Origin of the sequence: Bradyrhizobium sp. (assembly GCF_004799405.1) — a bacterium.
GTDB lineage: Bacteria > Pseudomonadota > Alphaproteobacteria > Rhizobiales > Xanthobacteraceae > Bradyrhizobium.
The window spans coordinates 1-11,862 of sequence record NZ_SSMW01000066.1 but is presented as its reverse complement, the minus strand read 5'-3'; the positions used below and the strand labels follow the sequence as shown (position 1 = coordinate 11,862).

Genomic DNA, 11,862 nt, shown 5'->3' with positions numbered 1-11,862 from the left:
ATGCCAGATTTGTTCAATTTCGACCGCCTCGCGGCCATCGGCAAGGCAGCCTATCTGCCGGTCGTCCTCGTCATCATATGGGCCTTCGTGACGGAGAGCCGATGGGTCCCGGCCTATGTGCTGCCGTCGCCAAGCACGGTTCTGGCCACACTCGTGGATTTCATTTTCGGAGGTTCCGAACAGTCGTTCTCCGGTACTTTTGTGAAGCATTTTCTGCAGAGCCTCTACCGGGTGGCGGGCGGCTTCGCATGCGGGACGCTTCTCGGCGTCCCCTTGGGGATCGTGCTGGGATATAACCGCGGGATCGGCGCATTCATTGAGCCGACGATCGAGCTGTCGCGCGCGGTCCCCGGGATTTGCTGGCTTCCGCTGGCGCTGGTCTGGTTCGGCATCGGAACCGGCACCAGTGTTTTTCTGATTGCGCTCGGCTCGTTCTACTCGATCTTCCTCAGCACGCTCGGCGGCGTGCGCTATGTCAATCCGGTGCTGCTGCGGGCCGGTAGGTCGCTGGGGGCGACCGAGTCCAGCCTGCTCTATACCGTGATCCTGCCCGCAGCCTTTCCATCGATCCTGAGCGGCTTGCGGCTCGGCCTGTCATATTCCTGGATCTACATGGTGTTGGGAGAGTTCACCGGAGTCAATTATGGCCTGGGCGCGCTGCTTCTGCAGTCCCGCGACACCATGGATACTCCTTTGATTATAAGTCTGATGGCAGTAATCGGCACCTTGGGTGTCATCTCCGACAGGATCATGCTGCTGTTCATGACCAAGATACTTGGAATGGACGTCAGATGACCGACGCCCTCGCGGCCGAAGCACCGGTAAGGACAATGCCGCCTTCAGACGATCGGCCGGCAAAGATAAGCTTCCGCAACATCACCAAGGAGTTCGTGTCGCAGGCCGGCGGTCCTGCCATGAAGGCGATCGACGGCTTGTCGCTCGACATCGCGGAAAAGGATTTCGTTTGCCTGATTGGCCCGTCGGGATGCGGAAAAAGCACGCTGTTGAACCTGATCGCCGGATTTGAATCCGCGACGTCGGGCGAAGTCCTGCTGGACGGTGTCGGCATCAAAGGTCCCGGCCCCGATCGTGGCGTGGTGTTTCAGGAAGGCGCGCTGTTCCCCTGGCTGAACGTGCTCGACAATGTCTGCTACGGGCCGAAACGTCTGTCGGTGCCGCGCCAACGCTACCTCGCCGAGGCGCATGCCATTCTCAGGCAGGTCGGACTATCGGCGTTCGCGCAATATCTTCCGGCCGAACTTTCGGGCGGTATGCGGCAACGCGTTGCGATCGCACGCGCGCTCATCAATCAGCCGCCGGTCCTGCTGATGGACGAACCTTTCGGTGCGCTCGATCCGCAAACGCGGGTGCTGATGCAGGAAATGCTGCTGCAAATCTGGGAGCGCGATAACCGGACGGTGCTGTTCATTACCCACGATGTCGAGGAAGCGCTGTTCCTGGGCAGTCGTGTCGTCGTGATGAGCAGTCGGCCCGGACGCGTGCTGGAAGATGTCCGCGCCGATCTGCCCCGGCCGCGTGACTTCTCCGTCCTCAAGGAACCGGAATTCGTCAAGGTCAAGGCGGATTTGTTCGCGCTGGTCCGGGAGCAAACGATTGCAGCGGCGGCCGATTCGGCCGGCAGCACCCGACCCTCCCGGATCAAATGAATTCCTGATCAGACAGGTCGATGCTCTCACTTGCGAACATTGGCGTCGGGACCGACTCCATTTGCGACAATCGAGTCAACCCTAGAGCTGGAACTTCTGCCACGCATCGCGGAGGGCTTCCGCAAGCCGGTCGATCTGCTCATCGGTGTGGAACGGCGTGGGTGTGATCCGCAACCGCTCCGTTCCCCTTGGAACGGTGGGATAATTGATCGGCTGGATATAGATCCCCGCTTTCTCCAACAGATAATCGCTGACCGCTTTACACTTCTCGGGATCTCCGACCAGCACAGGAACGATGTGCGACTCGTTTTGGATATAGGGAATCGCGTAGTCGTCGAGCCGGGATCTGACCGCGGCAACCCGATCTCGGTGCCGAACCCGCTCGCTGCCCGAGGATTTGAGATGGCGTATCGCGGCGCTCGCGGCCGCACAGACCGGCGGCGGCAAGGCGGTCGTGAAGATGAAACCCGGCGCGTAGGAGCGGATCGCATCGATCGCCGCCGACGAGCCGGCGATATAGCCGCCAAGGCAGCCAAAAGCCTTCGCCAGAGTCCCTTCGATAAAATCGATACGGCCGGCCACACCTTCGCGTTCGCTGATCCCGCCACCATGCGCGCCATACATTCCAACCGCATGCACCTCATCGCAATAGGTCATCGCGCCGTATCTTTCCGCAAGCTCGCAGATAGCGCGGATCGGCGCGATGTCGCCGTCCATGGAATAGAGGCTTTCGAACATGACAAGCTTTGGCCGCGCGCGTCCAGCCGACCTCAGCAATTGCTCGAGATCAGCGACGTCATTGTGACGGAAAACGATCTTCTCGCAGCCGGACCGGTGAATGCCTTCAATCATCGAGTTGTGATTGCTTGCATCCGACAGGATGAGGCAATTTGGAACGAGCCTGGCGATAGTGGAAATGCCGGCCTGATTTGAAACATAGCCCGACGTGAAAACCAGCGCCGACGGCTTGCCGTGCAGGTCGGCGATCTCGCGTTCAAGCTCGACCAGCGGATGATTGGTGCCCGCGATGTTGCGTGTGCCTCCGGCACCGGTACCCATGCGCGCGGCGGTCGCCATCATCGCATCGACGACCGACCGGTGCTGGCTCATGCCAAGGTAGTCGTTGGAACACCACAGAACGATTTCGCGCTTCCCTGCGGGAGTATGCCAGATCGCCTCGGGAAACTTGCCCGCCTGCCGCTCGATGTCGGCGAAGACCCGATAGCGCTGCTCCTCGTGCAGACGATTGAGCGCACGATTGAAAGCCGCCTCGTAGTCGGGCTTTTGATGGCCGGAACAGGGGAGGAAATCGACCGTCGTCCGGGACCGTGCGGTCCCAACCGGAAAACCAGATCGAGCTGGAACAAGCGCCGGCATGTCGTATTACCTCTCGTGGCGTCCGAAGCCGGGGCCGCAAATACCTAGTATAAATAGGCTACCCCACGGCCTTGTAAATGCGATTGATGCAGATCAAGAGCCTGCGGAGTCTGGATCCTTGGTGTCAAAGCTGCCCAAAGATGAGTAGCGCCGAAAGATAAAAGGTGATTGATTTGAGTCAAAATGAAAGACTGCGCCTGCAATAGTCTTTAATCAGGAGATTTGCACGACACAGCCGCGCGCTATCAGCGAAGCGACCCGATATATGCAGCAAGATCGCCCGCCTCATTTCGGCTCAGCGGAAAATTCGGCATCTTCGGGTGCGGGTCGAGAAGGAAGAAGGCTACCTTTTCCGGAGTGAAGTCAGACTTGCGCGCGATTGCCGCAAACGGGGGAACGTCCGCACTTGCCTGCTTCTGATCTCCGGCAACCACATGACAGGTGGCGCACCAGCGCTTGGCGAGCTCAGCACCGTGATTTGCATCGGCGCCCCACGCCAACGATCCGCTCAGCCCGACTGTGGCAACGACCAACAATCCAACCTGTCCAAACACCGCTCGCATCCGATCTTTCCTCCGAAAACAGAAGTCTACGCTATCCGCGGGAAACAATACAATGGGCTCGGCAATCGGCTATTACCAGTTGATGCCAGGCGAAAGTTGCAAGGCAGCCCTTGATGACAGAAATCGTTAATTTTGTGGCATTGGCTTTTGATCGCATCGACGGCGTCCTGGTCGCCAATGAACCCGTGGTATGCGCAAGTCCCATGGCCGCGATCCAAACGGCGCAGGGGCAGTGGAAGGTGTTCGGTCACGCCGGCGCCGTTGCATTCAGCCGCACCAGCGATTTCGAAAAAGGAAAATTCAACCGCAGGCATGTGCTACGCCGGTTCGGGCAGGTACCCGATGAGTACTCAGAAGAATATGATGACGAATGAATTCTGGATGACGGCGATGGTATTCGGCCTGTCGACATCGTCCATACTGGCGCAGGATGTTGCGGCCGGCGAAACGTCGTTCCGGAAATGCCTGCCGTGCCATGCGGTCGGCGCCGACGCCAGGAACAAGATCGGACCGCTCCTTAACGGGATCGAGGGCCGCAAGTGCGGAACCGTGAGCGGTTACAGTTATTCCGAAGCGAACAGGAATTGCGCCTTCACCTGGAACGAAGCGATCTTTCTGGACTACATCAAGAGCCCAAAAGCCAAAATTCCTGGTACCAAAAATTTGTTTTCGGGCATCAAGGATGAGACCGAGGCCAGCAACCTGTGGGCCTACCTCAGACAGTTCGGTCCCGATGGGAGTCCGAAATGATCTAAATAAGGCGTGATCGACTCACTTTTGAGGCAGGTCAATCCCCGCTTCTCTTGATGCGATAAAAATTCCATCCCTCGCGCAGAAGATGACGGTCCATGCCAAAGCTTGCCTTGAAGTTTCTCCTGACAGCATCAATGCTTCATCGCAAGCGTCGGCGGACGGACTGGTATTGGACGATTGCGATCGTTAGCACGCTGGTCACGATTGGCCTGATTGCGCTCTACGTTTCTCAACGCCGCATGCCCGGCTAAGTCTTGCGCGAAAAGGCACATAGACCCGCTTGATGGCCTTTATTCAGGGCGGGTCTCATGGGCTGGTTCGTCGTCTGCGATGGCGCGCCAGGCCGCACCTTCAAGATCGTCATACTGCCCGCTCTTGAGCGACCAGAGAAACCCGAGCAGACCGACAAGCCCGAGACCAAGGGCCAAAGGCACGAGAATCACGAGTACTTCCATCACGATCTCCCGTGCGCAGCGCGACGTGCGCGAAGCGCGTTCAGCATGACCAGCAGCGAGGACCCGGACATCGCCGCCGCCGCGATCAAAGGCGTTGCAACTCCGCTGATGGCAATGGGGACCGCCAGCAGGTTGTACCCGACCGCAAGCCAGAGGTTCTGCCGCATCAGGTGGAGCGCCTCGCGCGAAACATCGATTGCCGCGACGACCGGGGCGAGCGGCTTGCCAAGGAAAACCAGATCGGCCGTGGCCTGGCTGAGATGCCCGGCGGTTATCGGTGACATCGAGACATGCGCCGCAGCCAGCGCCGGCGCATCGTTCAACCCGTCGCCAACCATCATCACCTTGAAGCCTTGGCGTTTCAAATCTTCAATGCGCGCGATCTTGTCGGAAGGCGTAACCCCGGCGCGCCACTCGTCGATTCCAAGCGTCTGGGCCGCGGCTCGGACCGCCGGCTCCCGATCACCGGAGAGAATCTCGATTGCGATGCCGCGCGCTTGCAGTGCGGAAACCACGGCCTGCGCGTCAGGGCGCACACGCTGCCGGACCGCAAACATATAGCACGCGCCGCCTCGTTTGAAGGCCACGGCCGATACTTCCGGATCGAGACTCAACATCTCATTGGCCAACTCGTCGGCTTCGCAGAACGACGGCCTGCCCAGCCTTACCTCTTCGCCGTCGACGAAGCCACGGACGCCCTGCCCCGGCTGCTCGACAATTTCGGCGAGCGGCGATTTGGCATTCGAAGCGCGCGCTACCGCGGCTGCGACCGGATGATGGCTCGCAAGCGCGACCCGTCCGGCCAGATCAAACACGTCCTTCGGAACACTGCCTGAATTCACCACATCGAGTTCCGGGAGTGTCAGCGTACCGGTCTTGTCGAAAATAACACGATCGACCTCGGCCAGCCGCTCGATGGAATCGCCCGAGTTCAGCAGGACTCCGGCCCGGAACATGGCTCCGGCCGCTACGGTTTGCACCGTGGGAATTGCGAGCCCCAGCGCGCAGGGGCAGGTGATGATCAGAACGGCAATGCCGGTGACGATGGCGTCGTGCCAGGTTGCACCCATCAGAACCCAGCCGAGTATCGTCAGCAACGCCGTCGCGTGCACCACCGGCGCATAGAGCCTGGACGCACGATCGGCGAGGCGCACATAGCGGGAGCGGGTCTGCAAGGCATTGTCGAGCAATCGGGTGATTTCCGCCAGCAGCGTACCCTCCGACGCCGCGGAAACCCGGACGCGCAGTGCTCCGGAGATGTTGAGCGAGCCGGCATAGACAGCGGTGCCATGTTCCGCGGTCGCATACAGGGTTTCCCCCGTAATCAGGCTTTGGTCGATCTCGGATCGTCCTTCGATAACCGTGCCGTCGACCGCGCACCGTTCACCCGGCCGCAGCAAAACGATATCGCCGGCCTGAATCGCGGCGACCGGCACCTCGGATATCTCGTCGGTCCCGATGAACTTGGTCGCCGTCTCGGCCTTGAGCGCCGCCAGATTTCCGGCAAATGCGCGCGTTTTCAGACGCATGCTCTGGTCGAGATAGCGTCCCACCAGCAAGAATGTCAGCAGCATGATGGCGGCGTCGAAGTAGGTATGCTCGGCATGGCGCAAGGTTTCGACTACCGACATTGCAAGCGCAAGCGTGACGCCGATGCTGATCGGAACGTCCATATTGACATTCCGGGTACGCAACGCCCGAAACGCAGAGCGGAAGAATGGCTGGCCGGCGTAGGCGACCGCCGGCAGCGCGATCAAGGCCGACAGCCAGTGAAAAAAATCGCGCTGCTCCGGAATCATATCGCCGGCGTTGCCGGACCAGACCGGAATCGACAGCATCATCACATTCATGGTGGCGAACGCTGCGACGCCGAGACAACGCAGCAGAAATCGCGAGTTGTCGGCCGCAACGGCCTCCGCTCGTACCGCTTCAAACGGATAGGCCTTGTAACCGAGTTCCGCGAGCCGATCGATGAAGCCGGCGGGGTCGAGTGCGCCCTGCTTCCATTCCAGCGCCACGCGGCGGTCGGTCAGGTTGACACGCGCGAGCGTGACGTCGGGCATCGCGGAAAGTCCGCGCTCGATCTTTGACATGCATCCGGCGCAACTGACGCCTTCAACTGCAAGATCGATGTGTGAGAGACCCGAGCCTATGTCCCTCACATAATGGGAAAAGTCGCGTGTCGCCTGCATGATGCAGCCTTTCCTAATTCAACAGCACGCGATTTCTTGACAGGAACATCCGCTGTCCTGCGGTGTCGCCTTCCAACACCAGATCCCATTGTCCCGGCCCGATCTGGGGTGCACTCCCGCGATAGACGCCGCTTGCTATCTCAGCGAGCAAAACCGCCCGATCGGCTCGCCTGTCGGCAGGCCGCTCGAAGTGACCTTGAAAATTCAAACCGGTCATCGGTAGACCGCTGCTGTCGCGCACCTCGACCTCTACTGTGGCGCCTCCATTCGGCGCGCGCTGAATATGCGCATCGACTTTCCAGTTTCGGGCGTTCTGGTCGTGGGCAGCCGCGATCTCATTCTCGTAGGCCAGACTGGCGCTATAGGCGCTATCGACCTCGGTGCCGGGCAATGTCTGGATCGCGAGCTTCGCCATGACGACATTGACGGCGATCACGACGCCAAAAAAGGCGATCAGCATGAAGAGTACCTTGCGCCCGGTCAACGGCTTCGGCGATGCCAACGGTCGGCTCATTGCAAATTCCTCTGGCAATCTCATGGAGTGACGAAATTATCGGTCGCTGACGCCACCTCGCCGAGTCCGATATCGGTGACCCTGAATTTAACCGGACTCGATTTCTCGAGCTTGTTGTCGGAAGGCGTCGTTACGAGAAGCCTCAGTTCGGTGGTTTGATCCCGCCCGAGGACGATCATGGGACGGTCGCGCGTGATGGAATCGACTCCGACCACGTGGACTGTCGCGTTCGGCGGACCATCGATATCAATCGCTATGACGCGGTCGAAGCCCCGCTTGTTCAGAAGACGAACCGTATAGGCATTACGGACCGAACCGTCGCTCAGTTTCACCGCGACCGGATTGCGGTCATGCAACACGTTGACGTCGAGCAGCGTCCGCGTCAGCAGCGCGTAAAGCATGAGTCCGCCGACGGCTGCGATCATGGCACAATAGACAACTGTGCGCGGCCGGATCAGCCGGTAGATTTCCGATTTCCCTGCCTGCCTGCGCTGAATATTGATGTCGTTGTCGTACCCGATAAGACGGGGCTCCCTGCCGATCTTCTTCATCACGGTATCGCAGGCATCGATGCACAGACCGCACTGGATGCAGCCGAGTTGCGCGCCATTGCGGATATCGATACCTGTCGGACACACCGCAACGCATTGGTTGCAATCGATGCAGTCGCCGACGGTCTCACCAAGCGCGCGCAGATCGTTCGCCTTCTTCAGCGAAGTGCGCTGTTCACCGCGGTCGTATTTGTAGGTGACATTGACCGCCCATTCGTCGGTAAGCGCGGCCTGGATACGCGGCCACGGACACATATAAACGCAGACCTGCTCGCGCATGAAGCCGGCAAGCACATAGGTCGTTGCCGTCAATATTCCGATCCAGATATAAGCCAGCATGGGCGCCTGGAACGTCGCAAGCTGCTTCACGAGCGTCGGCGCATCGTTGAAATAGAGAACCCAGGCGCCGCCGGTCCACCACGCGATCAAAAGCCAGATCGAATGTTTCAGGGTGATTTCGCCAAGCCGTCGCAGCTTCACGGTGCCGCCAGCGGCATCTTTTCTCATGCGTTCGCGGCGATCGCCTTCGACCAGTCGCTCGACGGCATAAAACAGATCGGTCCATACGGTCTGCGGGCAGAGATATCCGCACCAGATTCGACCGCCGACCGAATTCATCAGAAAGAGCGTCATGGCGGCGACGATCAACAGCCCGGTAAAATAGTAGACCTCCTGCGGCCACAGCTCGATGAAAAAGAAATAGAATCGGCTGTTCGGGATATCGACCAGGACGGCCTGGCTCGGCGCACCCAGGCCGCGGTTCCACCGCACGAACGGCAGCAGGTAGTAGACGCCGAGGCAGAACGCCATCAGCCCCCATTTAATGCGGCGGAATGTTCCGGAGACGCTCTGCGGATAGACCTTCTTGTGGGCGACATAAAGCGGCCCATCGTCCAAGTCCATATCGATCGGAAGTGCGGTCTGGTTCATGATAAGGATTCATCTCGCGTCTTTGGCTGAACCTAGGCCCAATCCCGGACGCTCGATTGATCCACCTCAAACCGGCGTCTCCGACCGATACGATCGGCTCGCGCCGGCCTTACTGGCCGCCGCCAAGCGAATGAACATAAACCGCCATGGCCTTGATGGTCGATGGGTCGAGACGGCCGGTCCAGGCCGGCATCACTCCGGCGCGTCCGTTGGTAATGGTCTCGATGATGGTCGCCTCGTCCGAACCATAGAGCCATATCTTATCGGTCAGATTGGGGGCACCGACTTCCTGGTTACCGTTGCCAGCATCGCCGTGACAGGACACGCAATTATCGACGAAGATCTTCCGGCCTGCGACCGCATCGTAGCCTTGGCTGGTTGGCAGGTCCGACAGTGATCTCACATAGTTCGCAACCGTGACGATTTCGGCGCTCTTCAGGATACCTTCCTTGCCGAAGGCAAGCATCGCGCTTTCATGGGTTTTGGGGTGGCCCGACCGCGCCCCAAATTCGATGGTCTGCATGATCTGCTCGAGCGAGCCGCCCCACAGCCAGTCGTCGTCGTTCAGGTTCGGATATCCCTTGGCACCGGCAGCTCCGCTGCCATGGCATGGCGCGCAATTATCGCCAAACACGGCTTTGCCGCGCGCACGCGCCAGCGCCAGCAATGCGGGATCCTTCTCGATATCGGCAAGGGACGCCGCGCCAAGCGTCACCATCTTTTCACCGCGTATTTTTTCGAGATTGGACAGTTCGACGGCAACATCGGCACGCGACGAATAATGCAGCACCCCGGAGGTGTACCCCGACAGCAGCGGCCACGCCGGATAGACCACCCAGTATCCGACCGCCCAGACAATGCAGGCGTAAAAGGTGATAATCCACCAGCGCGGCAGCGGCGTATTCAACTCCTTGATGCCGTCCCAATCATGGCCGGTCGTCGCTGTGCCGGAGTGTTTGTCAATTTCACTGTGATCGGTCATGATCTCGTCATTCCTCTCGCAACGGCATTCTCGACGCCTCGTCGAAGGTCGCCTGGTTACGAGGCCAAAGGGCGTAGCCCACGATCGCCAGAAAGATTCCGACGAAGATCGGCGTCCATGCTGTCACAACCAAGTCCGATACGAAATTCTGGACCGTCAGAATCGCTTTCATTGTCCTGCCTCAGCGAAGATTTGCTTTTTCATTGTAGAGTTTGAAATCGACCAGCGTGCCCAGCACCTGCAAATAGGCGATCAACGCATCCATTTCGGTAGGCATGCCAGCGTTGCCGTCAAAATTTCGTACGACGGCTTTCGGATAGCGCTTTGCAAACGCATCCACTCCGGCATTGTCAGGATCAGCCTGGGCCTTCAGATCGGCCACGGCGTTGGCAATCTGATCGTCCGAATACGGCACGCCGACCGTGCGGCTGGTTCGCAGATGATCGGCGATCGTTGTGGGGTCGACCTCGGTTTCAGCCAGGAACGGATATCCCGGCATTACCGACTGCGGAACGATCGCCCGCGGATTCGTCAGATGCGTGACGTGCCACTCGTCTGAATACTTGGCGCCGACGCGGGCGAGATCCGGGCCGGTGCGTTTCGAACCCCACTGGAACGGGTGATCGTACATGCTTTCGGCCGCAAGCGAGTAGTGGCCATACCGTTCAACCTCATCGCGCAAGGGGCGGATCATCTGCGAGTGGCAGAGATAGCAGCCTTCGCGGACGTAAATGTTGCGTCCGGTCAGTTCAAGCGGCGTGTAAGGCCGGATGCCATCAACCACCTCGATGGTGCTCTTCAGATAAAACAGCGGCGTGATCTCGACGAGACCGCCGATCGCGATGACCGCGAGAATCCCGACCACGAGAAAGATCGAGTTCTTTTCGAGGGCTTGGTGCCGGGTCCAGAGTGACATCAGAGACTCCTCATTCGGCCGGCTGGAGAGCGACGGGCGGTGATCCAGGCATAGGCGCGGCTTCCTCGGCCTCACCCACTCGGACAGTCATCCAGAGATTATAGGCCATGATCAGCGCGCCGATCAGGAACAGGGAACCGCCTGCGGCACGGATAATATAGAACGGATGCATCGCCTCGACGGTTTCGATGAAGGAGTATTCAAGGAAGCCGAGTGACGTGTAGGCCCGCCACATCAAACCTTGAAGGATTCCAGAGACCCACATCGCCGAAATGTAGAGGACGATACCGATGGTCGCGATCCAGAAATGCCAGTTAACGAGCTTCAGGCTGTAAAGCCCCTTGCGATTCCATATCCAGGGCACGAGGCAATAGAGCGCGCCAAAGGAGACAAATCCGACCCAGCCCAATGCACCCGAATGAACGTGACCGATGGTCCAGTCGGTGTAGTGGCTGAGTGAATTCACCACCTTGATCGACATCAGCGGGCCTTCGAACGTAGCCATGCCGTAGAACGCTACCGACACGACTAGCATCCGCAGAACCGGATCGGTACGCAGCTTGTCCCAGGCGCCGGACAGCGTCATCAGTCCGTTGATCATTCCGCCCCAGGACGGCATCCACAGCATGATCGAGAATGTCATGCCCAGGGTCTGCGCCCAATCCGGCAGCGCCGTATAGTGCAGATGGTGCGGCCCGGCCCAGATGTAGAGGAAGATGATCGCCCAGAAGTGAATGATCGAAAGCCGGTAGGAGTAGACCGGTCGCTCGGCGCGTTTGGGAATGAAGTAGTACATGATGGCGAGGAAGCCGGCGGTCAGGAAAAACCCGACCGCGTTATGTCCATACCACCACTGGAACATGGCATCCTGAACGCCGCCCCAGAGAATGTAAGATTTCGATCCGAATACCGACACCGGGACTGCCGGATTGTTGCCGAGGTGGAGCACGGCGATCGTAATG

At 59.4% G+C, this 11,862-nt stretch carries 15 protein-coding genes; 5 read left to right on the top strand and 10 right to left on the bottom strand.

Features of this window, described 5'->3' with window-relative positions; all coding sequences use genetic code 11:
- Both E7813_RS10115 and E7813_RS10110 read left to right on the top strand, forming a co-directional pair.
- Positions 1-795, top strand: coding sequence for an ABC transporter permease (locus E7813_RS10115; RefSeq protein WP_291573375.1), 795 nt, complete (start codon positions 1-3; stop codon positions 793-795).
- Positions 792-1,667, top strand: coding sequence for an ABC transporter ATP-binding protein (locus E7813_RS10110; RefSeq protein WP_291573373.1), 876 nt, complete (start codon positions 792-794; stop codon positions 1,665-1,667). The genes E7813_RS10115 and E7813_RS10110 overlap by 4 nt, the downstream gene beginning before the upstream one ends.
- Before the next feature lie 81 nt (positions 1,668-1,748).
- Here E7813_RS10110 and hemA read toward each other — a convergent pair whose 3' ends face one another.
- Positions 1,749-3,044 (bottom strand): 5-aminolevulinate synthase, encoded by a 1,296-nt coding sequence (gene hemA, locus E7813_RS10105; protein WP_291573372.1) that lies wholly within the window; start codon positions 3,042-3,044, stop codon positions 1,749-1,751.
- Between the two features lie 245 nt (positions 3,045-3,289).
- Positions 3,290-3,607 carry a cytochrome c gene (locus E7813_RS10100; protein WP_291573370.1) on the bottom strand — a complete coding sequence of 106 codons (318 nt, stop codon included), beginning with the start codon at positions 3,605-3,607 and terminating at the stop codon, positions 3,290-3,292.
- Positions 3,608-3,720: 113 nt separating this feature from the next.
- Here E7813_RS10100 and E7813_RS10095 point away from each other — a divergent pair, with 113 nt between their 5' ends.
- The 3 genes from E7813_RS10095 to E7813_RS10085 all read left to right on the top strand — a co-directional run bounded on the left by E7813_RS10095 (position 3,721) and on the right by E7813_RS10085 (position 4,611).
- Positions 3,721-3,981, top strand: coding sequence for a hypothetical protein (locus E7813_RS10095; protein WP_291573369.1), 261 nt, complete (start codon positions 3,721-3,723; stop codon positions 3,979-3,981).
- Positions 3,971-4,357 carry a cytochrome c family protein gene (locus E7813_RS10090; RefSeq protein WP_291573368.1) on the top strand — a complete coding sequence of 129 codons (387 nt, stop codon included), beginning with the start codon at positions 3,971-3,973 and terminating at the stop codon, positions 4,355-4,357. The genes E7813_RS10095 and E7813_RS10090 overlap by 11 nt, the downstream gene beginning before the upstream one ends.
- A gap of 98 nt (positions 4,358-4,455) precedes the next feature.
- The gene (locus tag E7813_RS10085; protein WP_291573367.1) at positions 4,456-4,611 is read left to right on the top strand and encodes a hypothetical protein; all 156 of its coding nucleotides are present in this window, start codon (positions 4,456-4,458) and stop codon (positions 4,609-4,611) included.
- A 39-nt stretch (positions 4,612-4,650) separates the two neighbouring features.
- Here E7813_RS10085 and ccoS read toward each other — a convergent pair whose 3' ends face one another.
- The 8 genes from ccoS to E7813_RS10045 all read right to left on the bottom strand — a co-directional run.
- Entirely contained in the window at positions 4,651-4,815 is a 165-nt protein-coding gene (gene ccoS / locus E7813_RS10080; RefSeq protein ID WP_291573365.1) for a cbb3-type cytochrome oxidase assembly protein CcoS, read from the bottom strand.
- Entirely contained in the window at positions 4,815-7,007 is a 2,193-nt protein-coding gene (locus tag E7813_RS10075) for a cation-translocating P-type ATPase (protein ID WP_291573364.1), read from the bottom strand. The genes ccoS and E7813_RS10075 overlap by 1 nt, the downstream gene beginning before the upstream one ends.
- Before the next feature lie 13 nt (positions 7,008-7,020).
- Positions 7,021-7,521, bottom strand: coding sequence for a FixH family protein (locus tag E7813_RS10070; protein WP_291573433.1), 501 nt, complete (start codon positions 7,519-7,521; stop codon positions 7,021-7,023).
- Between the two features lie 20 nt (positions 7,522-7,541).
- Positions 7,542-9,002 carry a cytochrome c oxidase accessory protein CcoG gene (gene ccoG / locus E7813_RS10065; protein ID WP_291573362.1) on the bottom strand — a complete coding sequence of 487 codons (1,461 nt, stop codon included), beginning with the start codon at positions 9,000-9,002 and terminating at the stop codon, positions 7,542-7,544.
- Between the two features lie 109 nt (positions 9,003-9,111).
- Entirely contained in the window at positions 9,112-9,984 is an 873-nt protein-coding gene (gene ccoP, locus E7813_RS10060) for a cytochrome-c oxidase, cbb3-type subunit III (RefSeq protein ID WP_291573360.1), read from the bottom strand.
- Positions 9,985-9,991: 7 nt separating this feature from the next.
- Positions 9,992-10,156 (bottom strand): cbb3-type cytochrome c oxidase subunit 3, encoded by a 165-nt coding sequence (locus tag E7813_RS10055; protein WP_291573358.1) that lies wholly within the window; start codon positions 10,154-10,156, stop codon positions 9,992-9,994.
- A 9-nt stretch (positions 10,157-10,165) separates the two neighbouring features.
- Entirely contained in the window at positions 10,166-10,900 is a 735-nt protein-coding gene (ccoO, locus tag E7813_RS10050) for a cytochrome-c oxidase, cbb3-type subunit II (RefSeq protein WP_291573355.1), read from the bottom strand.
- A 10-nt stretch (positions 10,901-10,910) separates the two neighbouring features.
- On the bottom strand, positions 10,911-11,862 hold a 952-nt coding region (locus E7813_RS10045; protein ID WP_291573354.1), incomplete at its 5' end, for a cbb3-type cytochrome c oxidase subunit I.